16 protein-coding genes are annotated in these 25,011 nt (G+C 56.2%); 12 read left to right on the top strand and 4 right to left on the bottom strand.

Features of this window, described 5'->3' with window-relative positions:
• Nucleotides 1–12 precede the first annotated feature (12 nt).
• The gene (locus KRAC_RS19535; RefSeq protein WP_007909966.1) at nt 13–1,449 is read left to right on the top strand and encodes a sugar porter family MFS transporter; all 1,437 of its coding nucleotides are present in this window, start codon (nt 13–15) and stop codon (nt 1,447–1,449) included.
• Between the two features lie 182 nt (nt 1,450–1,631).
• Here the strand turns inward: KRAC_RS19535 and KRAC_RS19530 are convergent, their stop codons facing one another.
• The gene (locus tag KRAC_RS19530; protein WP_007909963.1) at nt 1,632–2,051 is read right to left on the bottom strand and encodes a hypothetical protein; all 420 of its coding nucleotides are present in this window, start codon (nt 2,049–2,051) and stop codon (nt 1,632–1,634) included.
• Nucleotides 2,052–2,629: 578 nt separating this feature from the next.
• Here KRAC_RS19530 and KRAC_RS19525 point away from each other — a divergent pair.
• From KRAC_RS19525 to KRAC_RS19510, 4 genes are all read left to right on the top strand, one after another.
• Entirely contained in the window at nt 2,630–3,883 is a 1,254-nt protein-coding gene (locus KRAC_RS19525; RefSeq protein ID WP_007909962.1) for a nitric oxide synthase oxygenase, read from the top strand.
• 131 nt (nt 3,884–4,014) lie between these two features.
• Complete coding sequence (locus KRAC_RS19520) at nt 4,015–4,914, top strand: NAD(P)-dependent oxidoreductase (RefSeq protein WP_007909961.1); 900 nt, start codon at nt 4,015–4,017, stop codon at nt 4,912–4,914.
• A gap of 80 nt (nt 4,915–4,994) precedes the next feature.
• Nucleotides 4,995–5,789 carry an SDR family oxidoreductase gene (locus KRAC_RS19515; protein WP_007909960.1) on the top strand — a complete coding sequence of 265 codons (795 nt, stop codon included), beginning with the start codon at nt 4,995–4,997 and terminating at the stop codon, nt 5,787–5,789.
• 208 nt (nt 5,790–5,997) lie between these two features.
• Nucleotides 5,998–7,338, top strand: coding sequence for an MFS transporter (locus KRAC_RS19510; protein ID WP_007909959.1), 1,341 nt, complete (start codon nt 5,998–6,000; stop codon nt 7,336–7,338).
• A 34-nt stretch (nt 7,339–7,372) separates the two neighbouring features.
• On the opposite strand, the gene KRAC_RS19505 is transcribed toward KRAC_RS19510, so the two are convergent.
• Complete coding sequence (locus KRAC_RS19505; protein ID WP_007909958.1) at nt 7,373–8,245, bottom strand: SMP-30/gluconolactonase/LRE family protein; 873 nt, start codon at nt 8,243–8,245, stop codon at nt 7,373–7,375.
• Between the two features lie 482 nt (nt 8,246–8,727).
• Here KRAC_RS19505 and iscB point away from each other — a divergent pair, with 482 nt between their 5' ends.
• Together iscB and KRAC_RS62000 are read left to right on the top strand one after the other, a co-directional pair.
• Nucleotides 8,728–10,050: an RNA-guided endonuclease IscB gene (iscB, locus tag KRAC_RS19500; RefSeq protein ID WP_007909957.1), complete on the top strand. Its 1,323-nt coding sequence runs from the start codon at nt 8,728–8,730 to the stop codon at nt 10,048–10,050.
• Nucleotides 10,047–13,916: a protein kinase domain-containing protein gene (locus tag KRAC_RS62000; RefSeq protein WP_007909956.1), complete on the top strand. Its 3,870-nt coding sequence runs from the start codon at nt 10,047–10,049 to the stop codon at nt 13,914–13,916. Before iscB ends, KRAC_RS62000 begins: the two co-directional genes overlap by 4 nt.
• Nucleotides 13,917–14,008: 92 nt before the next feature.
• Here KRAC_RS62000 and KRAC_RS19490 read toward each other — a convergent pair whose 3' ends face one another.
• Nucleotides 14,009–15,283, bottom strand: coding sequence for a GNAT family N-acetyltransferase (locus tag KRAC_RS19490; protein WP_007909955.1), 1,275 nt, complete (start codon nt 15,281–15,283; stop codon nt 14,009–14,011).
• Nucleotides 15,284–15,785: 502 nt separating this feature from the next.
• On the opposite strand from KRAC_RS19490, the gene glpD reads away from it, so the two are divergent.
• Nucleotides 15,786–17,489: a glycerol-3-phosphate dehydrogenase gene (gene glpD / locus KRAC_RS19485; RefSeq protein WP_007909954.1), complete on the top strand. Its 1,704-nt coding sequence runs from the start codon at nt 15,786–15,788 to the stop codon at nt 17,487–17,489.
• Between the two features lie 70 nt (nt 17,490–17,559).
• On the opposite strand, the gene glpK is transcribed toward glpD, so the two are convergent.
• Nucleotides 17,560–19,050 carry a glycerol kinase GlpK gene (gene glpK / locus KRAC_RS19480; protein ID WP_007909953.1) on the bottom strand — a complete coding sequence of 497 codons (1,491 nt, stop codon included), beginning with the start codon at nt 19,048–19,050 and terminating at the stop codon, nt 17,560–17,562.
• Nucleotides 19,051–19,457: 407 nt separating this feature from the next.
• On the opposite strand from glpK, the gene KRAC_RS19475 reads away from it, so the two are divergent.
• The 4 genes from KRAC_RS19475 to KRAC_RS19460 all read left to right on the top strand — a co-directional run bounded on the left by KRAC_RS19475 (nt 19,458) and on the right by KRAC_RS19460 (nt 25,008).
• Nucleotides 19,458–19,739 carry a hypothetical protein gene (locus KRAC_RS19475; RefSeq protein ID WP_007909952.1) on the top strand — a complete coding sequence of 94 codons (282 nt, stop codon included), beginning with the start codon at nt 19,458–19,460 and terminating at the stop codon, nt 19,737–19,739.
• Nucleotides 19,740–20,058: 319 nt separating this feature from the next.
• Nucleotides 20,059–22,215 carry a WD40 repeat domain-containing serine/threonine protein kinase gene (locus KRAC_RS19470; RefSeq protein WP_007909949.1) on the top strand — a complete coding sequence of 719 codons (2,157 nt, stop codon included), beginning with the start codon at nt 20,059–20,061 and terminating at the stop codon, nt 22,213–22,215.
• A 48-nt stretch (nt 22,216–22,263) separates the two neighbouring features.
• A complete protein-coding gene (locus tag KRAC_RS61995; protein ID WP_007909948.1) occupies nt 22,264–24,384 on the top strand; it encodes a WD40 repeat domain-containing serine/threonine protein kinase in 2,121 nt (706 codons plus the stop codon).
• Nucleotides 24,385–24,471: 87 nt separating this feature from the next.
• Nucleotides 24,472–25,008: a fasciclin domain-containing protein gene (locus KRAC_RS19460; RefSeq protein ID WP_040443885.1), complete on the top strand. Its 537-nt coding sequence runs from the start codon at nt 24,472–24,474 to the stop codon at nt 25,006–25,008.
• Nucleotides 25,009–25,011 lie beyond the last annotated feature (3 nt).

Below are 25,011 nucleotides of genomic sequence, written 5' to 3'. Positions count from 1 at the left end.
AAGGAACGCACTATGTCTTTTCCGCATTCCTCGCGAACGCCTGGTCCCGAGAGCTTGATACCACCGACGCGGACCAGAAAGCACTACGCGACACGCGTGTATATAATCGCCCTGGTCGCGGCCATCGGCGGTTTTCTCTTCGGCTACGACACAGGAGTAATCTCGGGGGCACTACTCTTCCTCAAGCGGGATTTTGCCCTCACTAACTTTCAGCAGGAACTGGCGGTAAGCTCGGTTCTGGTGGGGAGTCTTATCGGTGCCCTGGTTGGTGGTAGGTTGAGCGATTGGTTGGGCAGACGCAAGGCGCTGATTGGCATGGGCCTGCTCTTCGCGATTGGTGCCCTGCTCACGGCAGGAGCGCCCAATTTCTCTCTGTTCCTGCTCTGGCGTGTTGTGTTAGGCTTTGCGATAGGCGTTTCCTCGTTTCTCGCGCCGATGTATATCGCGGAGATGGCCCCGCCTGCCTTACGTGGCGGGCTGGTCACCTTTGACCAGTTATTGATTACGGCTGGAATCGCCATCTCCTACTGGGTGGACCTGGCTTTTGCCAATGCCGGAATGGGCTGGCGACCCATGCTGGCGGTGGCGGCTATCCCTGGGATGGGGTTGTTGATAGGAATGCTCTTTCTCACAGAGACGCCGCGCTGGCTGGCAAAGCAGGGGCGCTGGCAGGAGGCCGAGCAGGCGTTGACACATTTAAGTGTCCAGGAGCGTCGCGAGGAGATGATGGCTATTCGCGACGCTGTCCGCGATGCCCAACATGTGACCCTGAGCGAGTTCGCGCGCTCGGGCATGATTCTGGCCCTGGTTGCGGGCATTGGCCTGGCGGTCTTTCAGCAACTGGTAGGAATTAACACAGTCATCTATTACGCGCCCACTATCTTTGGTTTCGCGGGCTTCCGCTCTGCCTCTGTGGCGATTCTGGCTACCAGCGTCGTGGGCGTCGTGAATTTCCTGACCACATTGGTTTCGGTCCTGATTATCGACCGCGTAGGGCGGCGACCGCTCTTGCTGGGTGGCCTGATTGGTATGCTTGCGGCCCTGGTGCTGATGGGGAGCATTTTTGTGCTTGGAACGTCACATACCGGTTACCTGGTATTAGGGGCGCTCATACTCTATATTATGGCCTTTGCGATTGGAATGGGTCCTGTCTTCTGGCTGATGAGCTCGGAGATCTTCCCCACCTCCTTTCGCGCGCGTGGCGCGAGCATAACTACCTTTTTTAACTGGAGCACAAACCTCCTGATAAGCATAACCTTTCTCTCACTGGCGACTCGCCTTGGTCTGCCTGTAACGTTCTGGCTGTATGCCGGTTTTTGCGTGCTCGCCTTCCTCTTCTGCTGGTTTATCATTCCCGAGACAAAGGGGCGCAACCTGGAAGAGATAGAACGCTTCTGGAAACAGGGCCGCAGATGGGAGGCGCGAGAGGCTACCCACGACCCCGTATGATTCGCGTTCTGTCTTCCTTGTAGGGTCCAAGCTGGCTTGGACTTTTGCCCGCCAGCAGGACGCCTCCCTCCCCACTAAAGTTGTGGGTAAGAGACAGGTGATGTGTGCTGGCAGCCGCAGGCTGCCAGCACACATCACTCCACCTACCAGGCGAGCGTCGCAGGCGCGAGGAGTTGGGGTACTTAAACATTAAAGGCCTGGCGAACCTGGCGATCAGCCAGAAAGTAGGTCAGGATGACGACGGGCAGAATCAAGCTCAGAATAAATGGCACCAGGGAGAGAAAACCCTGAGCCCAGGCGGCAAGGATCTCGACAATATTGAGAACTTCGATAAAAACGATGGTGTATAGGGACCAGCGCTGTAGCGACCACAGTCCCCAGGAAAGGTAACCAAGTATGATCCCGAAGAGTGCGGCGAAAAGGCCATACCAGATCGCGAATCCACGCACATTGCCAGGGATGTTGAAGCCAAAGAGTCCAATGCCGAAGATCCAGGTGGCCGCGGCGAATAGGACCAGGATAGCATTAAGCGCAACGAGAAGCGAGACGATACTGACACCCATGGGGCGGCGCGAAGAACTGAGTTGATTCATGCTGTTCATGGCAAACCTCTTGTGCTGGGATAATGGTTATAACAGGAATGGTATGCCAGCTAGTATAGAGCACTGGGCGCCAGATCCTCATCACTCGGGAGAGTGATTTTTGTCTCTATTTGTGAGAGATTATTCATGAAGTAGAATGCCAGGTGATTGGCTGAGGACGCCTCTCTGGTGAAAGATGAGGTCTCGCTGGTCGTTTATATTTTTAATACTATTTTTATTGCACAAGCTGAGGAAAAATAAATGAATTAATTGTCATAAGATAGCCATTTTAGCCCTCGTTAGAGAGGCCAGGGTTAGCTCTGTGAACCAGGCATCCAGGCTAAAAACAATGTCTCGAATGAAGAGAACTAAGAGTGAGAAAGGTCTTATATGTAAAACGACGACAGGTGCGCTTAATGAAAGAAGCGAGATGATGGCATTATTCTCATATTGTGAATTAATTGTAATGAAACATAAGATTTTATTCAATGATAAATAGAAATATGCTATACTTGGGCTTGTTAATGCTCCTGAACATATTGTCATGGTCTTGAGAAAAACAGAAGTAGACAACTATTGTCAAAGGAAGAGAGTAGAAGATGGCACTCCAGTACGTTCACCGGGAAAAAACTGTCCGAGAGGAGACGCAGCATAGAGAAGTCATGAAGAGGAAATATGGCGAGGGGACCGATAGTGGGCGACAGCGAATATTTATGGAAGCGATGGCCTATTTATCGCTCTACTATCGAGAACAGGAAGGTTTTGATGGCTTTATACCACGAATGGCGCGAATCCACGACGAAATTATGCAGACTGGAACGTACTGGCAGGGAGAGAAGGAACTGGCCCATGGTGCGCGTGTGGCCTGGCGCAATAACTCACGCTGTATTGGGCGCTTGCACTGGAACTCCCTGGCGGTTCGGGATATGCGGCATGTGCAGACAGCCGAGGAGATCTATGAAGCGCTGGTCGAGCATATACGCGTCGCTACCAATGGAGGGAAGATTCGTTCCACTATTTCCATCTTCGCGCCCCAGGTACCGGGAGAGCCGGGCATCCGTATCTGGAATCCTCAGCTCATACGCTACGCTGGATACCGCCAGCCCAATGGCCTGCTTATCGGTGATCCCATGCTGGAGGAACTGAGCGAGGTCGCGCGCCAGCTTGGCTGGCAGGGAGGACCGGGAACCCCCTTTGACGTCTTGCCATTGATTATTCAGATGCCACACCAGCAACCGATGCTCTTTGAGTTACCGCACGACGTGATCCTGGAGGTACCCCTGACGCATCCAGAGTATGCCTGGTTTGAGGATCTGGGACTGAAGTGGCATGCCCTACCAGTCATCTCCAACATGCGCCTGGAGGTGGGTGGTGTCTCCTATACCGCTGCCCCCTTCAATGGCTGGTATATGGGAACCGAGATAGGGGCGCGGAACCTGGGCGATGTTGAACGCTATAATCTCCTGCCAGTTATCGCGGAGAAGATGGGGCTGAAAACGCGCCTGGATCGCGAGCTCTGGAAGGACCGGGCGCTGGTCGAATTGAACATTGCCGTCCTCTCCTCATTTACCCAGCATGGCGTGACCATCATCGATCATCATACTGCCTCGCGCCAGTTTATGCATCACCAACGCAACGAAGAGGAGGCGGGTCGGGTCTTGCCTGCTGACTGGAGCTGGATAGTGCCGCCTATGTCTGGCTCTGTGACGCCCGTGTTTCATATCCCCTACAAGGACTGTACGCTCTCGCCAAACTTCTTTCCCCAGCAAGATCCATGGAAGGAAGCTGCTGGCGGTGTGGATGTCACGCAGGACCAGCGTAGGTTGACCTGCCCAGTTGAGGTGAGCTCCTAAGTGATTGTTCGTTCTCCCTGAAGCAAGCGTACTAGTTGCTGATGTTGCAGTATTGGGTGTATATGTTTCTTAATATGCATGTCACCATATTGCAATGTAGCGAATCCTTGTGAGAAGGGGGAAGAGAACATATGCCTCAACAGATAAGCTTTATTGGCCTGGGCAAAATGGGCGAACCCATCGCACGGAACCTGCTCAAGGCTGGATATGATCTGCGCGTCTATAACCGGAGTACGGAGAAGGCCGAGGCCCTGGTTGCCGAGGGCGCACAGCGCGCGGAAGTGCCTTTTGAAGCCGTCGAGCCGGGTGGCGTAGTATTCACCATGCTCTCTAACGATGTCGCTGTTAAGGAGGTTGTCGCGGGTGAGCATGGTTTCTTGCATCGCCTGGGTCATGAGGGAGTCCACGTCTCGCTGAGCACCATCTCGCCTGAGACCTCGCGTGAGCTGGCCCGGCTACATGCTGAATATGGTAGCCAGTATGTGGCCTCGCCCGTGTTTGGTCGACCGGACGCCGCCGCCGCTCGCAAGCTCTGGCTCTGTGTTTCGGGTCCCGAAGAGGCGAAGGCGCGTGTACGCCCGTTTCTAGAGGCCATTGGCCAGGGAAGCTTTGACTATGGCGAGGATTCGGGCGCGGCTAACGTCGTCAAGCTGTGTGGCAACTTCATGATTGCATCCGCGCAGGAGGCGATGGCAGAGGCCCTGACCCTGGCCGAGAAGAACGGCTTGCAACGCGAGCAGGTGATGGATATGTTCGCGCAGACGCTCTTTGCTTGTGGTATCTATCAAAATTACGGGAAAATGATCGCGCAGCAACGCTATGAGCCAGTCGGCTTTCAGATGGAGCTGGCCCTCAAGGATCTCAATCTGGCGCTGGATACAGCCGACCAGGTGCGTGTTCCGATGCCGCTGGCCAGCCTGATGCACAATCGCCTGCTGACGGGCGTGGCGAAGGGAAGAGGAGGAATGGACTGGACCGCTCTCGCGAAAGGCGTTGCAGAGGACGCGGGCCTCGACAAAGAGCAGGAATAATCCCGAAGAGTAGAACGAGACGCGGAGAGCCGGAACATAGCCCGGCTCTCCGCTCGTATATGAAGGGGAGATAGAGCGATATGGATCTAGGTCTGAAGGGAAAGGTTGCCATCGTTCTGGCGGCGAGCAAGGGGATTGGGCGTGCCTGTGCCCTGGAGCTCGCGCGGGAGGGTGCGTCTGTCGTCATTGGTTCGCGCGACCAGGAGGCACTGACGCGTACAGCTCGGGAAATCGAAGCTATAAGCCAGGGCAGAGTCCTGGCAGTGCCAACCGATGTTACCCGGGCTGAAGATATTCGGAATATTGTCGCCACTACGGTGCGAGAACTGGGACGGCTGGATATCGTCGTCAATAACGCGGGCGGTCCTAAACCCGGCACCTTTGAAATGCTTGACGAGGAGCAGTGGGTCGCGGCCTTTGAGCTAAATTTGCTCAGCACCGTGCGCCTGGTGCGCGAGGTGGTACCGCATCTCCGCAAGGCGGGCGAGGGACGCATTATTAATATTGTCAGCACCTCAGTCAAGCAGCCTATCGATGGCCTGGTGCTCTCCAACGCCGTGCGCTCGGGCGTGGTAGGTCTGGCAAAGACGCTCTCCGTCGAACTGGCCGAGGATAATATTACCGTCAATAACGTCTGCCCAGGGCGTATCCTGACTGACCGGGTGCGCCAGGTATATCGCATTGAGGAGCGGATAAGCGCTGGCATGAGCGAGGAAGAGGCCCTTGCCAGTGTCGCGCGCGACATCCCTATGAAGCGCCTGGGCGATCCAGCAGAAATGGGAGCTATGGTGACATTCCTGGCCTCGCGGCAGGCCGCGTATATTACGGGGACAACCATTCAGGTCGATGGTGGCCTGGTGCGCTCGCTGTTATAAGAGTGCCGGGCGGAAAGTACTAGAGAGGAGGCAGGGAAAATGTCTCCTCTCTGCGGTTTTATGGTGGGAACATAGGCGTATGTAAACCAGGCGCTGGAAAAATGCCTGATTCTGAGCTATACCAGTTGAGATAGATGTTTGTAAGAGAACGCACCGCAGAAAGACTGGTACCGCTGGTGTGGGTGGATGGAAGGGAGAACATTGTCGTATGCAGTATATTTTTTCGACACGGTCAGCGCGCCTGGGGCAGCGCTGGAGACGTATTGTCCCGCTGATTATGTTGACCCATATTCTTATATCCATGGACCATATTAACCTGAGCTTTGCCTTGCCAGAGATAGAGCGGTCGCTGGCGATTGGCGCCACGCTGGTGGGGATTGCCGCGGGTGTCTTAAGTTGTGGTGCGCTGCTGGCGCAGGTGCCAGCGGGCTACTGGGTGGCGAAGTGGGGGCCACGTCGCGTCGTCACCCTGGCTTTGTTGTCCTGGGGCGTACTGGCCCTGGCCAATAGTGGTGTGCAGAACGCGACACAATTGTTGATTGTACGCTTTCTGTTGGGGATGATAGATGGCGCGATGGGTCCCGCGCTGCTGGTGCTCCTCTCGCGCTGGTTTCCCCTGGAGGAGCGAGCACGTGCAAACACGTACTGGATGTTCTGCATTCCCCTGACGTCTTTAGCATTAAAGCCACTTGTGGGGTTGTTGTTGCTACACATGAACTGGCGTATGCTCTTTGTGATAGAAGGCATTGGACCCTTGCTGTGGGCGCCGCTCTGGTTCTTCCTGGTCGCGGATGAACCAGGAAAAGCACGCTGGATCGGTATAGAAGAACAGGAAGAGCTGGAGCATAAATTTGCCCGCGATAAGGCGCGTACGGCAGGAACACGAAAACAGAACTGGCGTGAGGTGTTAAAGCTAGGAAGTGTCTGGGCATTAGGTATAGCATCACTCTTAGGAGGGCTGGGAGCCAGGGGCATGAACTTCTGGCTGCCAGTGGTCATTACGGGTGTGACACACCAGCGCTCCAGCACCGTAGGTCTGATCGCGGTCCTACCCTCGCTTGCGGGAATGGTTGGACTCTACATAAATTCCCGGCATTCTGATCGAAGCAAAGAGCGTAAGCGGCACGCGGGCGTTCCTCATCTTCTCGCGGGCTTTGCCTTGCTGGCGGCAGGTATTCTGGTGGTGGTCAACCGGAACATGAGTATTGGGAGCCTGATCATTGCGGAGGGCTGCATGCTGGCGGCGGGTGGCGTTTTCTGGACCCTGCCTGCCTTGCTGTTGAGCAGCGAATCGCTGGGCGCGGGCGTGGGTATGATTGGCTCGATTAGCGGTATCGGTGGGATTGTGGGACCCCTGTTCATGGGCTGGATTATGACGAGCAAAGAGGGAGTACACGGCATCAGCCTGTTGATGGCCTTTGTCGGCCTGACCCAGCTCATTTCCGGATATATCATTCTCTCTCTGCGCGTGGAGGAGCAGCCAGCGCAGGCGGTGCAAGAGGCAGGTGCGCTACTTGCGTACGCGCCTTCTTCTCCAGGTCAGGAGTAGGCGCGTACGCAAGTAGCGCGTCTCGTAGCGCGTGTTAGCCGGCGAATTGAAATTTTGGCAGGCCGGGTACATCGCTCTGGTAGTGGAAGAGGTCGCCGGAGAGCGGATACTGCTTGAGCTGCTCCTGCGAGAGACCCTGTTGGGCGCTGGTGATATAGAGATCGGAGAGCGCTGGCCCACCAAAGACGCAGGCGGAGGAGTGTAGGGCCGCGACCTGGATGACACGCTCCACGGAGCCATCGGGGGCGTAGCGAGTGATGCAGCCCCCGCCCCAGTGCGCGCTCCAGACATAACCCTGGCTATCCACGACCAGGCCATCGGGCTGAGGTGGATCATTGGGAAGCTGAACAAAGACACGTTTATTGCTAATGGCGCCGGTTGTGGCCGCGAAGTCATAGGCATAAATAACGCGTCGAGGCGAATCGGTCAGATACATAATGGTGTTATCCGGACTCCAGCCGAGGCCGTTTGAAATGCCAAAGCCGGTGTCCATCACATGGAGTGAGCCATCGGGATCGAGGCGATAGAGTACTCCTGAGTTCAGATCGCCGGTGGTACTCATGGTACCAGCCCAGAAGCGCCCCGCGCAGTCAACAGCGCCATCGTTGAAGCGGACATTGTTCAGGTGTTCCAGCGGACGCACGATATATTCGGGACGCTTCTCCTGGGCATTCCAGTAGGCGAAGCCATCGCGTAGCGCCATGACCAATCCGCCGCTCTTGCGGAAGGCAAGCACACAGACGGGTGTGCCAACATCAAAGCTCTCATGCAGCATAGTGCGCGGGTCGAGGCAATGAAAATGTTGACCGATGATATCGACCCAGTACAGCGCCTGCTCATCCACGTTCCAGAGGGGACCCTCGCCAAGAAAGTTTTGTGCCGGGAAAAAGAGTACTGCATTGCTCATGGGTGGTTGCTCTACGGCTCCTTTCGTTGTTACAATTTTCTCCGTTCCCACCGTTATTAGAGATAGCTGTATATTGACTCATCAAAATTTGGGTGAGGGAGGAGAAATTACTTATAGTATATACCTTGACAGGTTTAGCTTGCATCTTTAGTATACAAGAGTGGTTTTTTGGAACGAGATATTTGCAAGTATGTATTTGTAGGAGATGTTCTGGTCAGGTACCCCATGCCTCTGCGGCAGGGGCTTGTTTCGGCAAGTCTGGACTTGACCAGATTCAGCCATGAGCCTTTTGTTTCGGCAAGAGGTTATCGGGCTACGATAGTCGGGGAGTGTTTGCGTTCCTACCTACGGGTGCGTGCCAGCCTGTAGCTCTAGAATTCCTGGGTTAAACAGCAAAACGGGGTGTTATGCAGTGCTCGGGAAAAAGTACCGCCCACTATCCTTATCGAGGCAACCATTACCTACGAAAGTAGAGGCTCAACTTGAGCAACGTGTTTGTGATTGATAGTGACTCCAAACCCTTAAACCCGGTGCATCCTGCACGCGCACGGCTTCTGCTCACCCAAGGCAAAGCGAGTGTGTTTCGTAGATACCCGTTTACCATTGTGCTCAAGCGTGTGGTTGAGCAACCAGAGGTGCAACCGTTGCGCCTCAAACTTGACCCTGGCAGCAAAACTACAGGGATTGCCCTGGTGAATGATGCCAACGGCAAGATGATCTTCGCGGCTGAACTTGAGCATCGAGGGCAAGCTATTAAAGATGGCTTAGATAGTAGGCGTGCGGTTCGGCGCAACCGACGTCACCGCAAAACACGCTACAGAAAGCCACGATTTCAGAATCGACGGAGGAAGAAAGGGTGGTTGCCACCCTCGTTGGAAAGTCGCCTTGCCAATATCCTCACGTGGGTAGCTCGCTTGTGTCGCTTGGCTCCCATTACGGCTTTGAGTCAGGAATTGGTCAAGTTTGATCTGCAACTGATAGAGAATCCTGATATTGCAGGCGTCGAATATCAGCAAGGGACGCTTCAAGGCTACGAGGTGAGGGAATACTTGCTCGAAAAATGGGAACGGACCTGCGCCTATTGTGGTGCGCAAAACGTTCCTTTGCAGGTTGAGCATATTCATCCTCGCGCCAAGAGTGGCACAAACAGAATGAGCAATCTTACTCTGGCTTGTGAACCATGCAATACTGCCAAAGGCACGCAGGATATTCGCGTGTTCCTTGCAAAAAAGCCTGATGTGCTCAAGCGGATTTTGGCACAGGTCAAGAAACCACTCAAGGATGCCAGTGCCGTGAATATCACGCGATGGGCCTTATTGGAACGGCTCAAGACGTTTGGATTGCCTGTCGAGTGCGGCAGTGGCGGCTTGACAAAGTACAATCGCACCACAAGAGGGCTAGCGAAAACGCATTGGCTCGATGCCGCTTGTGTAGGGAAGAGTACCCCTGTGACACTCTCTTGGAAAGGACTTGTCCCGCTGCACATGAAAGCTACGGGGCATGGAAGAAGACAAATGTGTGTCCCTGACACATATGGCTTCCCCAAACAACACAAAGCACGCAAAAAGACCTTTTTGGGATATCAAACGGGTGATATGGTCAAAGCTGTTACTCCTAAAGGGACATATGAGGGACGCATAGCGATTCGTCATCGGCCTTCGTTCCGACTTGGGAAGGTCGATATTCACCCCAAATATATGCGATGTGTGCAACGCGCTGACGGCTATGAGTATACACAGAAAGGAGTGCGCCATGCTCCTCCCCATGTCTCAAGCCAGGGGGCCCCGCATGGCGCGATTGGATGATGGTTGACCGTGTTGGGGCGCAATTTGGTAGTTATCAACTTGTACGCCTGCTTGGAGAGGGAAGTTACGCAGAAGTGTACCTGGGCCAGCATCTCTACCTGGAGCGCCAGGCCGCGATCAAAGTTCAACAAACGGCATTTCTCTATCAAGATGTGCAGGCTTTTTTGCAAGAGGCGCGTACGATTGCCGCGCTCAATCATCCGAACATCGTCCATGTGCTCGACTTCGGCCTTGAAGGGAGAGAGCGTATTCCCTTTCTTGTCGTCGAGTATGCCCCCCATGGAACGCTGCGTCAGCGCTGTGAGAGGGGGAATACGCTCTCTCTGCTTGAGGTTGTGGCTTGTATTAAGCAACTTGCGGCAGCGCTGCAATATGCGCACGAGAGAGGGATCGTCCACCGGGATGTCAAACCAGAGAATGTGCTGATTGGTGCGCAAGGGCAGTACCAGCTCAGCGATTTTGGCATCGCCGTTATCTTGCGTAGTTCGTATTTGCGTAGCCAGCCCCACTTTGGTGGAACCGTTGCCTACATGGCCCCTGAGCAGCATCAGGGGAATCCCTGTGCCGCCAGCGATCAGTACGCCCTGGCGGTCATTGCATATGAACTGCTGACAGGCGCGCCCCCTTTTCAGGGAACGCTGGCCGAGATTGGGAGCCAGCACCTCTTCGCGGATATTCCCTCTTTGCGCGCCAAGCGGTCCTCGCTCCCCCTGGCCGTCGAACAGGTCATTCAAACCGCTCTCGCCAAAGAACCCCAGCAGCGTTTCTCCACAGTCGAGACCTTTGCGCTGGCGCTCGCGGAGGCGGCCAACACAATAGAAGCGTCTTCTGAAGCACGGCTCTCCACCACCACGGGCATGATACCAGTTCCCGCTCAGCAGGTGGACACGCCTGTACACCTGCTGACCGCGCCCCTGGTTGCCGTTAAGCAGATTGCAAGCTGGCTAGATGTCCGTATGCAGTGGAACCTCTCAAGCGTGCATAAGCGTTACTGCCACTATCTGCTCTCCCAGCATCGCGACCTGGATGTGAAGGGTCTAGGAACGCAGAGTATGTATACGCTGGCCCTGGAGCAAGTCTTTGTCGAGCTGAGTATGGTGCCAACGCCCGTCCACCAGGTATCGGCTGACCCATTGCGTGTGCGTCCGGATCTTGCGCCGGGCGAGCACCAGATCTGGGATTTTCTCGCATCTCCGGCCTTACAGCAGCAACATTTTGTGGTTGTTGGCTCCCCTGGCAGTGGTAAGACAACGCTTTTAAAGCATATGGTGCTGACGCTGGCGAGCCGACGCAGATTGGAGCAGGGGAGTGCTATTCCCACAAAACTGCCGGTTCTGCTCTTCCTGCGCGATCATGCTCAGACCATCAAACGTCGCGGCGAGCGCTATACCTTAGAGGAAGCCGCTGCTGATCACCACAAGAAATATTGGCGGCAGAGTATGCCCGCAGGCTGGTTGAAGCAGCGCCTGGAGAGTGGCAATTGCCTAATCTTTCTGGATGGTATTGACGAGGTCGCAGATCTCCAGGCGCGCAAGCAGGTGGTGAACTGGGTGCAGCAGCAGATGCTCGTCTATGGCCAGAACCGCTTTATTATTACCTCGCGCCCCTTTGGCTACCGGAGTAACCCGCTGACGGGCGTTACTGTGCTGGAGATGAGCGTCTTTACACGTGCCCAGGTCGAGCGCTTTATCTATAACTGGTACCAGGCCAATGAAATTATGAGCGCCCAGCGCGACGACCTGGAAGTACGAGCGAAAGCGCGGAGCGGCGCGGACGATTTGCTGGGGCGTCTGTATGAAAATCCGGCGCTGATAGCCCTGGCGGTCAATCCCCTCTTGCTGACGATGATCGCGACGGTGCACCGCTATCGCGATACACTACCAGTGAAGCGTGTGATGCTCTATGACGAGATCTGTGATGTCTTCCTGGGCAAGCGCCAGGAGGCGAAAGGCATTGCGCTAGACTTTACCGTGGCGCAGAAACGCGAGGTATTGCGCTCCCTGGCTTTCTCGATGCTCTGTATGGGGATACGCGATATTCCCTTTGAAGACGCCTGTCGCATCATTCAGGCGCCGCTATCCCAGCTCGGCACGAGCCTGGAACCAGCGGCCTTTTTACGCCAGTTGGAGAACACGAGTGGCCTCTTACTGGAGCGGGAGCAGGGGGTATATAGTTTCGCGCACCTCACCTTTCAAGAGTACCTGGCCGCTGTGCATATCAAAGAGGAGGGGCTGGGCAACTTCCTGGTAGAGCAGATTGCTATTAGCTGGTGGCATGAAACGATCCGCCTCTACTGTGCTCAGGCCGATGCCACCCCTGTTATCGCCGCCTGCTTGGACGCTCAGACCTCGGTCGCCACGCTGACCCTGGCCCTTGAATGCCAGCGCGAAGCCTTGAAAGTCCAGCCTGAGGTTCGCCTACGCCTGGAGACCTTGCTCAAGCAGGGGGTAGAGGATAGCGATGTAGAGCGGCGGCGTTTGATTACCAATGTCCTGCTCACCCGTCGCTTACAGCAGATGCTGCACCTGCATGGAGAGGTCTATCTCAACCCCTCTTTTGTGACCTGTGCTGAGTACCAGCTCTTCCTGGATGAGCAGCGCGCTCAAGGCAATAACTGCTTGCCAGACCATTTGCCTATTTCCATCTTTGAATATGGGCAGGGGCATATGCCCGTACTGGGAATGCGCCCAACGGACGCTGTGGCGTTCTGTGACTGGCTCAATGGGCGGGAGCCTGGTGCCTGGTATTACCGCTTGCCCACGCATGCTGAGGCCCGGCTGATAGGCGCGGATAAGAGTATCAGATCCAGGCTGTCCGCCACGCTAGGCTACTGGGTGGAGCAGGGCCAGGGATTTGCCTGGGTCGAAGAGGGCGCCTCATCACCTGAGGCCATGCGACGCATCCTCATGGAAGTGTATAAGCAGGATCTCACCTATAATAGCAAACTCAGCCAGGAGCTGGAGCAGACCCTGACACGCGTTATCGAGTGTGTGCAGGCGTTACTCAAGATCTATGGTAAGCCTGTTATGCAGGATATGTATAAAATACTGCTCCATATCTGGGAGCACGAACTTCCCTTACAATTGGTTGGCGACATTGCCACCATACTGGGAGAGCTGCTCGCGCAGATGGAGCCGTTGCTCAGCTCTTTCTACCACGCCCTCTCTGGCGCGTACTCGCTTGCGGAGACCAGGGAGAGCGAGCGCGCCCTTATGCGTGTGCGCAAGATCCAGTTCAGAGTCGAGCAGGCCCAGGCGCTTAAGCGAGCCATACAACGCGCGCACGTTGTCGCGCTTGCCAGCAGCATGGATTTAGATCAGGGGCGCCCGCTCTCCTATGACCGTCTCTTGACGCTGGCATGCACGCGTGAGAATGCCTGCAACCTGGATCGTGGTCGCGACCTGGCGCCTACCTTTGCCTTTATGCAGGAGCACCTGGCAGCTTTTGTGCGCAATAGTGCGCGCGAGTTTCAGCGTGTGCGTCTGCAGATGCACGAGTTGGAGCGGATGCTGGCTTTTATGCTGGATCGTTCGCGTCTCATGCCCCTCTATGAAGAGGCATCGAGACAGAATAATGAGAGCGAGGACTATCTGCGCAGGTATGTGAGAAGTATTTTGCTCTCGCTGGCACTCTATGTCTATGACTGGTGGGCGCGCCCCTCGGGTTCACCTGGTCAGGGTAGTGAAGAGCATTCCGGGATGGTAGCAGGTAGGGGTCTACAGCAGGCGGAAGCGTCTGTTGAACGTGTGCTGGGGCACTACCTGGACCTCTACATTGCTCTCGTCTTGCTGGAGAAACGTATTCAGGGGCAGATGGCCCCCCATGAGGGCATCTTGCTGGTACGAGAGCGGCGTACAAAACAGTAGGAAGATTGTGGCTGTAGAGACGCTGCGAACGCATGCATCTACATATTATGGGACCATAATATGTAGATGCATGCGTTCGCAGCGTCTGGCAACTAGAACCAGTCGCTAAAACTGATCCAGGGTTGGCTGGGCGGAAAGAGGTGTTGCAACACGGCCTGCTCAGTCGGCGAAAGCTCTTGTGGCTGCTGTGTGAGAACCCACGAGAGAGGGCGATAGCCAAGGACCAGTTGTGCGAAGTCCTGAGGTGAGCATTGGAAGGTGCTCGCGTTATCGTTTGGCTTCGTGGTGCCCTGAAGCTCGGATCCAGAGATGCCAAGCGTATAGCTTTCCTCGCCCACCAGGAAATGTAGCTCGCCTGACCAGTGGGCCAGGGAGCGGCGCCAGCGCGCTTGCAACTCGGGCAGCAGGGCATCGAGGAAGGTCGGCAGATGAACAATGCGCCCCATCCAGCCCGCGTAGCGATGGTGTGCCTGCACTGTGCGGATGCCCCATTCAGCGGAAGGATTGCCCCACTGAGAGGTATCGGGGACTTCGAGATGGGCGATGGCGCGATAGAGTTCTTCTGAGGTGGGCGGAAGGTAATAGGTATGCGTCGCTGGTGCCTCTGGTCCATCAGAGAGGTGCGCGTGTGCCTGCATGAGTGCGATCTGGGCAGGCCAGTTGTCAGCACAGAGCTCCAGAGCCACGGCCGGGCTTGGAGCGCGTGAAGCAAGCACATAGCCCTCAACCTGGCCCTCCGGAGACGTGGCGAGCAAGACTGTATTTTTGCCAAAGCGGTGGCGCAACAGGTATTCCTGTTTCTCGCGCGAGCGCTCAAAGCTGCCAGTAAAGCCGCTCAGGCGGCGCTCATAGAGATCGCGTATGGACTGCGCGTCCTCTGGCGTGGCCTGGCGCACGGTATGGGCGCTTGCGGGATGAGCCAGGATAGCCGCGCGATTGATCTCCTCAGTGGAGGAATCAAAGACATCGGTATAGCCATAGCGATAATAGAAATTGGGAATGCCATCCAGCAGGAGCAGGCTATGACCCTGTTCGCGCGCAAACTGGATCGCATCATGCATCAAGGCCGTTGCCACTCCTTGCTTACGCTGGCTGGAATCGGTGACAACCATGCCAATGCAACCTGTGGAGATACGAGCCTCGCCAATGCGCATTGTCCATTCATAGAGCGCATAGCCGCCCAGGTGAGCCTCGTCGCGGAAGGCGCCGCGCAGTTGTTGGGGACGGAAGTCGGGCTGCGTCAAGACAGTCTGACCCCAGGTGCGAGCATTGGCGGGATTGGGCGTGGGCGAGAATGCCTGGTCGGACCAGATAAACTGCTGGTCCATCTCCTCTGGCGTCGCAAGTTGACGAACAACGATGGTCATAAGAGATCTCTCCTCTGAAATAGCTTGGCTGGATCGCTGGCGAAAAAGTCCGGGGTGGTGTGAGGCTCAACGCTGCTAAAGCATGCGTCGGGCAGTAGCTCTGCATACTGTTATAAAGGTAACATCCAGGTAGCGTCTGCGTCAAACCCAAATGGCCTCTGGCAGAGACGTGTGCATGAGGTCCCTGTGTCCCATACCCCTTACCCAAGGGCGCCGTAGGCGCGAAGGAACGAGGGAACCAAAAAAATTGACAAATACCCATGCTTCAGGTATAATTGAATGGTAAAAAATATTGTAGCTAAAAAACACGGCAGTCAGCGCGCTCATATGCAAGCATGGAGCGATTGATTTGATTGCACCGTAATATAACCTGGGACACTGATTTGAAAAGTCCTGAGCCGAAGATAGATAAAGAAGGCTTAGGGCTTTTTTTATTTCTCTTCTGGCAGGTAGGCATAGTAAAGATAGAGAGTTATGAAAGAAGACTGGAGTGGAACAGGCTATGAGCACAATATCTCCTTTCACACAGCTCGAAGGAGAGCTTTTCGATGTCGTTATTATTGGCGGAGGAATCGTGGGGGCGGGTATCGCACGCGATGCGGCTCTCCGTGGCTTACGCGTGGTGCTCTTTGAGAAGGACGACTTTGCCGCGGGAACCTCTTCGACCTCAACACGTCTGATTCATGGTGGCCTGCGCTACCTGGAAATGTTCGATTTTGGCCTGGTGCGCCAGGACCTGGGCGAGCGCGAGATCTTGTTACGTATTGCCCCTCACCTGGTCAATCCGCTCCGCTTTGTCGTACCGATGTGGTCACGCAGCCTATTTTATCGCGCCAAGCTCAAAATGGGCATGATCCTCTATGACCTGCTCTCCTACGATAAGAGTCTGCCGAACCATAACTTCTGGAATCGGGAAGAGGCGTTGAAGCGTGAGCCGCTGCTCAATCCCGATGGTCTGCAAGGAGCGTTGTGCTACTATGATGCGCAGGTGCCATCGACCGAGCGCCTGGTTATGGAGAATATTCTCGATGCACGCGACCATGGCGCGCAGATCTGGAATCACACGCGAGTCGCGGGCATGTTGCGCGAAGGAGAGGAGATTACCGGGGTCAAGGTGCGGCATGAGCGCAGTGGAGAAGAGCGCGAGGTCCGGGCGCGCCTGGTTATCAACGCGGCGGGACCCTGGCTCGATAGCCTGACGGGCAAGCTGCTGCATAAGCCTAGTCACCGGGTGCGTATGACCAAGGGCATTCACTTTACCTCCCCTCCCGCGAGCAATCACGCCCTGGTTCTCTTCGCACGCAAGGATGACCGCCTCTTCTTTGTCATTCCCTGGCAAGGCTATGCCTGGGTGGGCACGACCGATACGGATTACGATGACTCGCCCGACCTGGTGCGCGCCAATGGTGAGGATGTTGACTACCTGCGCGACTCGGTCGAGACGTTTCTCCCGGAGGCGCAGTGGCGCAAGATTTACTATACCACGGCAGGCTTGCGTGCCCTGGTGCGTAAGGAGGGCGTCAACGAATCGGCGGTCTCGCGTAAGCATGCCCTGGTCGACTATGCCAAAACCGATAATCTACATGGCTACATGGCGGTGGTGGGTGGCAAGATTACGGCCTATCGCGACATCGCGGAAGACGCTGTAGACATGGTCTGCCAGAAACTGGGGCTCTCGGCGCGAGCACAGACCGCGAAGGTCCCTCTGCCTGGTGCGCGCCTGAGTGTTCGAACCCAGGGGCGGGACGAGAGCCTGCGTTATATGCGCGACCTGCTCTACAAAGAGAGCGAGGGCCTGAACCTGTCAAACGAGCAGGTAGAACACCTGTTGAGCCTGTATGGGACAGAGGCGCTAAGCATCTTCGCCCTGTTGCGCAGGCAGCCAGAATTGGGGGAGCGTATCCATCCCGCGTACCTGGACATTGTGGCGCAGATCCATCACGCTGTTGCGCGCGAGTTCTGCGTGGACGCCGAAGACTTCCTGTTGCGGCGGACAATGCTAGGCTACACCCAGGACCAGGGGCTGGCGGCCCTGCCACGCATCCTCAAGGAGATGAGCGCGCTCTGTTGCTGGTCTGAAGAGGAGCGTGCTGCGCAGGAGCAGCGCTATCAGGCGGCGGTCGCCAAGAGCCAGGCCTTCCGCCAGGAGTTGAAGGAGGAGTCCGCTGCTCCAGCGATTGAGCCTGTGCAGGCTGGAGAGAGCTAAGTAGATCAGGGAACAGAGAGGGGGAGCAGCGTCGCGACGCTGCTCCCCCTCTCACGCATCCTTTAGCAAGCTACTGTTCCCAGTGAAGGGAGCGCTCGACGGCTTTCTTCCAGCCCTTATAGAGCTTTTCGCGCTGGTCTTCGCTCATGCGTGGCTCAAAGGTCTGGTCAATCGCCCATTGCGCCGCGACCTCCTGGGGGCCGCTCCAGAAGTTCGTGGCGATACCAGCCAGGTACGCGGCTCCCAGCGCGGTGGTCTCCGCGACCTTCGGACGCTGTACAGGCACACCGAGGATGTCTGCCTGGAACTGCATCAGCGTGTTATTGACCGCGGCGCCGCCATCGACGCGCAGGGCCTTGAGATCGACTCCGCTATCAGCGACCATGGCCTCCAGCACATCGCGTGTCTGGTAGCACATAGATTCCAGGGTGGCGCGGGCGATATGGCCCATAGTGGTGCCACGGGTCAGGCCGAGGATGGCGCCACGTGCGTAGGAATCCCAGTAGGGGGCGCCCAGGCCCACAAAGGCGGGAACGAGATAGACGCCGCCATTATCCTCAACGGTATTGGCCAGGCCCTCGACATCGCCGCTGCTCTCGATCGCTTTCAGGCCGTCGCGTAGCCACTGCACGGCTGCGCCAGTGATAAAGATGCTGCCCTCAAGGGCGTAGGTGGTCTGGCTCTGCAAGCGCCAGGCGATGGTGGTCAGGAGGCCATTCTTGGATTCAACGGCCTCGGAACCGGTATTCATCAGCATAAAGCTGCCGGTGCCATAGGTGTTCTTGGCCATACCTGTCTCAAAACAGGCCTGGCCAAAGGTCGCGGCCTGCTGGTCGCCTGCTATACCCGCGATTTTAATGGGGCCACCGAAGAACTCGGGATCGGTCTCGCCGTAGACCTCGCTGGAAGGGCGCACATCGGGGAGCATGGCGCGTGGCACGCCCAGCTCTTTGAGAATGACCTCGTCCCACTCTCCCTTGTGGATATTGTAGAGCAGGGTGCGCGAGGCGTTAGTGGCGTCGGTAACATGGACGCGACCTCTGGTCAGGCGCCAGATCAGGAAGGTATCGACGTTGCCGAAGAGGACCTCGCCGCGCTCCGCCTTCTCGCGTACTCCCTCCACATTGTCGAGAATCCACTTAACCTTGGTTCCCGAAAAATAGGCATCCGTTACCAGGCCAGTACGGGCGCGAAGCTCTTTGTCAAAGCCCTTAGCCTTGAGCTCATCACAGATAGGAGCGGTCAGGCGGCTCTGCCAGACGATGGCGTTGAAAACAGGCTTGCCAGTGGCCTTCTCCCAGACGATGGCGGTCTCACGCTGGTTCGTGATACCGATTGCCGTCACGTCGGTAGAGGAGGCTCCGGCTTTTTTCAAGGCTTCCTGCGCAACGCTCAACTGGCTGGACCAGATGTCCTCGGGATTATGCTCGACCAGGCCGGAAGCGGGATAGATCTGAGGAAACTCCTGCTGGGCGATGCTGACGATTGCCCCATCATGGTCAAAAACAATCGCACGTGAACTGGTGGTGCCTTGATCCAGTGCTAACACATACTTGGCCATACGTACAATCCTCCATGTTCTTTGAGTAAGAAACAGCAATGTAGTAGTGAAAATGCGAGCGGCGGCGCCCACAGTATTCTAGCATGAGAGCGTGATAGTTCCCTAATCGTCTGTGGGAGCGTCAGGGCCAGAGATGGGCATGATGAATCGCTACAGCCTGAGCGCCCGCTTGAAGTATAGCCTGGATCTGTGGGTGCGTTGAAACTAGGCCAGAGCCGATGTAGGGTTCATTAACTGCTACCATTGGAGACGATCTATACTGATACTTGTAGGGAAAAGAGAAAAGCTGTACTACGTGAAAACACGGCTATATCTTTGACCTCACTAGCTGCTCTTGAGAGAGAGCTAGTAGATTGGTTTGTAGCGAGAGAAGGTCTGAAGACAGTTATTGGTATGAAGGAGGCAACATGAGCGCTTCGGCGATGAAGAGGAGCATCGGTCTTTTCCTGGTCACCTGTCTGTTGGTCTTGGGTCTGCTTGTGGGAACCAGGACTCCTGCTTTGGCAGCGAGCCATGCCATGAATTTGGGAACACATGGCACTTCCCATGTGAGCACATTATTGCACAAGGACACCTATGCCGGTCCCCCAAAAGGCACGCCAGGCCCCAAGCACCATGGGAAGGAACGTCAAAAGCCACATAAGACTGGAGGAACGACCCATCCGCGTCAGCCTAATAAAACCAAGTGATGCGTAGATAACACTGTCAAACACATTTTACCCGCCTGATCGCCTGCCCAGGAGATCCGAAGGCGGGTTTATCTTGTGCTTAGACCAGGGACAAGGCGTGTGGCGTTTCCCCCAGGGAGTGAGAAAAGATGGCACAACGTAGCGAGGCGCAAAATATCATACAATATGATAGCGCTGTGATTAGCCATGTCCGCGCTGTGCTAGCACTGCCATATCTGCCTGCATGATGTGATGGATGTCATATACAAACTATTTCTAATTATGCTATGGTAGACGCTATAGACAAGTTTAGCCCCGTTAACGAGAGAGTCTTATATTTATGGAAATGTATGGAACAGGCGATGTTGGACTGGTGGGTAAGCACCTTGGCAACTATCGCCTGACACAATTGCTGGGGCGTGGAAGCTTTGCCGAGGTGTACCTGGCCGAGCATCGTCACCTGAAGATGCAGGCCGCGATCAAAGTACTGCATACGCATATCCAGGAGCGCGAAGCGGAGGCTTTCTATGCTGAGGCACGCACCCTGGCGCAACTGGAGCACCCCAACATTATTCGCGTGCTGGAGGGTGGCATCGATGGAGATGTCCCCTATCTCGTGATGGCCTATGCTCCAAATGGAACCTTGCAGCAGCGCTATCGTCTGGGGCAATGCTATGAACCCCATGTTATTTTGCCGCATGTCATGCAGATCGCGGACGCCTTATCCTATGCGCATCAGCGGCGTATCGTCCATCGTGATATGAAGCCGGAGAACGTCCTGCTGGGTGTGGCTCATGAGGCGCTCTTGAGTGATTTTGGCCTGGCCGTTATTGCGCATCATACGCACTCGCAGCATAGAGAGGCCTTCGCTGGCTCGGTCAACTACATGGCGCCGGAGGTCATTCAAGGCTATCCGCGTCCCGCTAGCGATCAGTATGCGCTAGCGGCGATTATGTATACCTGGCTGAGCGGGAAGCCGCTCTTCGCAGGAACCTTCCGCGAGGTCCTCTCCCAGCATCTCACGCTGGCCCCGACCTCTCTGACCACGCATCTGCCAGATGTGCATCCAGGCGTTGCTCACGTCATAGAACGGGCGTTGGCGAAGGACCCTCATCAACGTTTCCCCGACATCAGCAGCTTCGCCCGCGCCTTTGAGCAGGCATGCCTGGGAGAACCCGGGCCATATGAAGCTGGCTACCAGGCTCAACCCGGCATAATGGAGCGCGAGCGCATCGTGGAAATACCGACCGGAGACGAGGCCTTGTCCACGAGGCAGATCGAAGCGGAGACACAGCGCATACCAGCAAGCACGCGCCATATCTCGCGCCGCCTGGTTGTGGGGAGTATCGCGCTAGGGGCGGGCATTATTGCTGTGGGCGGAGGTGTCTCCTGGTGGGCCTTAAGGCGGCCAGAAGCGGCGCAGAGTACGCCGAAGAAGTCACCGGCACCGACACATAGTCCAGCGCAGAAGCCACTACCTCCCTTTGGGACGCGTCTGCTCATCTTCAATGGGCATGATATTCATAACGATCCCCAGCAGGCCGGGAGCTATAACACCATCACCGCTTTGGGCTGGTCGCCTGATGGAAGGCTGATAGCTTCCGCTGATCTCAACCGGGTCCTGGTATGGGATGCAGGGCAGGGGAAGTTGAGTGCGCAACCGCGGGAGCAGTTGGGAAGCATTACCCGCCTCAACTGGCGCGATAACGACACTCTTGTCTCCGTCAATGGACAACAGCCGGGCGCGAACGAGTCGGGTGTGCGTGTATGGAAGGCGCATAGCGGCGTCGTGCAAGCCACCTATCATAGTGGAGGAAACGCCATTCCTATAGTCGTTTCTCCCGATGGCAAGTTCGTCCTGGGGATGAAGAACGTATCAGACCAGAAGAATGCCTCCAACCTGGGAAATCTGCTTGTGTGGGACCTGGTCACGGGGGAGACGCAGACAACTCATCCTGGTCTGCATGTGCTCTCGAACGTTGATGCCTCCTGGTCTGCCGATGGAAAGTATATCGCCACCGCTTTTAGTACGGGTGGCAGTTCAGGCGATGTTGATATCGCGCTATTTGGTATTATGACCTGGAGGCGAGATAACGGTAGTGACCTGGTGAGCAATCCCTCAGGGGAGCACGATGCGTTGCATATCGCGTGGCAACCAGGCGGGCGATTGGTAGCGACGGGGTATATCGAGGGGCATGTGCGTGTCTGGGATGGGTTGAGCGGAGCCCAGCAGGCGATTTTTCAGGCGGGCAAGCAGGGAGAGAGCGTGCTGGCCCTGGCCTGGTCGCCGGATGGCACACGGTTGGCCGCCTCCATTGGCTCGTTGCAGGCGCAGGGGTATGTCTCCGCAGTGCCAGTCTGGGATATCGCGCGGAAGCAGCTATTGGGTTCCTATGCAAAACATACAGACTATGTGCGTGCAATGGCCTGGTCGCCGGATAGCACGCGTATCGCCTCCACGGATGGAAGCGTTGTGCATATCTGGCAGGCGGAATGAGGCCAGCCACAGGTAGGGCCGTGAAAAGGTTTGGAGCAGCAGGAAGTTATGAGCGACTATAGCGGGCGACAAGTTGGGAACTATCACCTGACCAGGCTGTTGGGGAAGGGCGGTTTTGCCTCAGTGTACCTGGGTGAGCATCGCTACCTGGGGAGCCAGGCGGCGGTCAAGGTTATGCCTACCGCCTTGACGAAGGAGAACAAGGAACTCTTCTTGCAGGAGGCGCGAGTACTGGCGCACTTGAACCATCCTGGTATTGTGCGTATCCTGGAATTTGGTATAGATGAAGCGAGCGAGTCGACGTACCTGGCGATGCAGTATGCTCCCAGGGGCACCACGCGCACCCTCCATCCCCGGGGGACGCGCCCACCATTGAAGGTGATAGCATCCTATATCGCGCAGGTCGCCGCCGCCTTACAGTACGCGCATGAGCATAAAATTGTGCATCGCGATATCAAGCCGGAGAACCTGCTGATAGATCGAGAAGGGCAGGTGCTACTCAGTGATTTTGGGATTGCCATGATCGCCAGTAGTGTGCGTGAAGAGAGTGCGCAGGATACGATTGCAGGTACAATTTTCTATATGGCGCCTGAGCAGTTGCAAGGGAAGCCCGGTGCCGCCAGCGACCAGTATGCGCTCGGTATCGTGGCGTACGAGTGGCTCTGTGGCCAGGCCCCCTTCATAGGCTCTACCTCCGAGGTGCTGGCTCAACACCTGCTCACCCCTCCTTATCCGTTGCGTTACTATCAGCCCGATATCCCTGACGAACTGGAGCAGATTGTCCTGTGCGCGCTGGAGAAAGAGCCACAGAAGCGTTTCCCTTCCATGCTTGCGTTTGCCCAGGCCTTTGTCCAGGCTAGTGCCGCTGTAAGCGCGCCCGATATCCTCCACGGAGGGGATAGAGGTGTGCGCGAGCGAACTTCTAGAGACTATGGAACCCTGTTTGGGGCTTCGAGGACGCTACAGGCTTCTGCCTCTGAGCAGCTAGCGGTGGCACTGCAAGCGACCGAAAGGCGTCAGCAGCAGGTGCAGGTACCTGCTGCGCTGGAGAAGCCCCCTTTGTCCACGCCTCGTCTGTCGCGGCGTGCCTTGCTGGCCGGAGGCGTTGGTGTGGCAGGCGTTGCGGGTCTGGGAGCCCTGGGGAGCTTCTGGTTCTGGTGGAAAGCGCCCCCGGTGGTTGCGGTTACTGGGGATGAAATCGCTGTCTATCGCCGGGCACACCAGAAGGTTGGCTATGTCGCCTGGCTCCCTGATAGCAAGCGCGTGCTGACCTTTCTCGACGATACCGATGCCTATCTATGGGATGCCCAGACCGGAGCGAACGAGCAATGGTTGTATCCTGGCGCCAGCCACTATGGGACAACGCTCTTAAAAAATATCTGCCTGGCTCCGGATGGAAGACAGTACGCCCTGGCAACAGATAGGGGTGTGCTCCTGGGGCATCTCAACGCCGATACCTATGAGACATTAGCCACACCCAATTATCTTCTGGATATGTGCTGGTCGCCTGGGGGCGACTTTCTGGCCTTTGTGGCCAGCAATGGGCTTGAGATATGGGGGGTGCGCCAGAAGAAGCAGGTCTATACAAACAACACGGTCAAGTTTCCCCAGGGGCGGCTTGCCTATATGCTGCAATGGGTTCTAGGTGCCGCCTCTTTAGCACCAGGGCGTGGTGCGCAGAAGGCGATTGTGAGTGGAGTGGATGACATATGGAGTTCTTCGGCTGGGGCAAATGGTAAGGCGCAGGCACTTCTCACTGGTATTGTTGGGGATGCGCAGGCCCTGGCCTGGTCGCCGGATGGTACGATGCTGGCGGTCTCGTATCAAAATGCGGATGTCCAGGTATGGGATGTGGCGCGCCAGCGAGTTGTGTTTACCTGCGCACCAGCCTTGAAGGGACCCCAGGTGTTAGCCTGGTCACCAGATGGGCGCTATCTGTTAGGGGCGCGAGACTATGAAAACAAGGATACCAATCTCTATGTCTGGCAGATGCAAGGGGGAGCGCAGCGAGGCAAACTGGTCAAAGTCTATCGCGGGCATACACAACCCATTTGTTCTGCTTCCTGGTCGCCGGATAGCCGCATGCTGCTCAGTGGCAGCGGCCTGGACGAAGGGTTTTTCACAGCCAAGGGTGACGCCACGGCCCGCGTCTGGCGCGCTCCCAGCTAGTCTTCTGCCAAGAAACGTTTCTCCTTCGCTCTTCGTGATCTCGATACATGCATCTTCACCCCTTTTCACACGAAGAGAGAAAAACTTATGGAGCGGATCATCGACATTCTTGAAGAGCGAAGTTACCCCTATACTTTTCATGACCTGGACGCGTTAGTGCGCGCAGTTGGCCTGGAGTATCTCTTGCAGGAGGATACGCAGATCACCCTATTCGCGCCGCATGACCAGGTTTTGAATGAGCTGAAGGATGTGAACGAGTTTGATTTGTTGAGGCATCTCAGCAAGCTTAAGTATTTGCTTGATTACCATATCGTGCCTGAACGTATCTCGCTTGCCGATTTGCGCCGGGAGGCGGAGCAGAGTCACTCTACTACGATTCAGCTTCAGACTAGCACAGGCCGCCTCCTGACGATTGATATGCGCAACCCCATGCGGGTAGGTGGTGTACCCGTTCTGGAGGCAGATCTCTTCGCTTCAAATGGGGTCATTCATACACTGGATGGTCTGCTGATGCCCCCTGATCTGGATCTGAAGGAGTTTTTGCAGCCGGGGGGGCAGCACCGAGCCTCGGTCTATAATCCCGATGAATTGATGCGGTATGAGGCGCAGGGGCCAGGAGCGTGATGG

Origin of the sequence: Ktedonobacter racemifer DSM 44963 (assembly GCF_000178855.1) — a bacterium.
Taxonomy (GTDB): domain Bacteria; phylum Chloroflexota; class Ktedonobacteria; order Ktedonobacterales; family Ktedonobacteraceae; genus Ktedonobacter; species Ktedonobacter racemifer.
This window is presented reverse-complemented; position numbering and strand designations above follow the sequence as displayed.

What these genes read in the sequence shown, in the direction of transcription:
- KRAC_RS19475 (WP_007909952.1), top strand. Translation starts at nt 19,458, where the DNA reads ATGAGCGCTTCGGCGATGAAGAGGAGCATCGGTCTTTTCCTGGTCACC.
- KRAC_RS19490 (WP_007909955.1), bottom strand. Translation starts at nt 15,283, where the DNA reads ATGACCATCGTTGTTCGTCAACTTGCGACGCCAGAGGAGATGGACCAG.
- KRAC_RS19530 (WP_007909963.1), bottom strand. Translation starts at nt 2,051, where the DNA reads ATGAACAGCATGAATCAACTCAGTTCTTCGCGCCGCCCCATGGGTGTC.
- KRAC_RS19510 (WP_007909959.1), top strand. Translation starts at nt 5,998, where the DNA reads ATGCAGTATATTTTTTCGACACGGTCAGCGCGCCTGGGGCAGCGCTGG.
- glpK (WP_007909953.1), bottom strand. Translation starts at nt 19,050, where the DNA reads ATGGCCAAGTATGTGTTAGCACTGGATCAAGGCACCACCAGTTCACGT.
- KRAC_RS19460 (WP_040443885.1), top strand. Translation starts at nt 24,472, where the DNA reads ATGGAGCGGATCATCGACATTCTTGAAGAGCGAAGTTACCCCTATACT.
- glpD (WP_007909954.1), top strand. Translation starts at nt 15,786, where the DNA reads ATGAGCACAATATCTCCTTTCACACAGCTCGAAGGAGAGCTTTTCGAT.
- KRAC_RS61995 (WP_007909948.1), top strand. Translation starts at nt 22,264, where the DNA reads ATGAGCGACTATAGCGGGCGACAAGTTGGGAACTATCACCTGACCAGG.
- KRAC_RS62000 (WP_007909956.1), top strand. Translation starts at nt 10,047, where the DNA reads ATGATGGTTGACCGTGTTGGGGCGCAATTTGGTAGTTATCAACTTGTA.
- KRAC_RS19515 (WP_007909960.1), top strand. Translation starts at nt 4,995, where the DNA reads ATGGATCTAGGTCTGAAGGGAAAGGTTGCCATCGTTCTGGCGGCGAGC.
- KRAC_RS19470 (WP_007909949.1), top strand. Translation starts at nt 20,059, where the DNA reads ATGGAAATGTATGGAACAGGCGATGTTGGACTGGTGGGTAAGCACCTT.
- KRAC_RS19535 (WP_007909966.1), top strand. Translation starts at nt 13, where the DNA reads ATGTCTTTTCCGCATTCCTCGCGAACGCCTGGTCCCGAGAGCTTGATA.
- KRAC_RS19505 (WP_007909958.1), bottom strand. Translation starts at nt 8,245, where the DNA reads ATGAGCAATGCAGTACTCTTTTTCCCGGCACAAAACTTTCTTGGCGAG.
- KRAC_RS19520 (WP_007909961.1), top strand. Translation starts at nt 4,015, where the DNA reads ATGCCTCAACAGATAAGCTTTATTGGCCTGGGCAAAATGGGCGAACCC.
- KRAC_RS19525 (WP_007909962.1), top strand. Translation starts at nt 2,630, where the DNA reads ATGGCACTCCAGTACGTTCACCGGGAAAAAACTGTCCGAGAGGAGACG.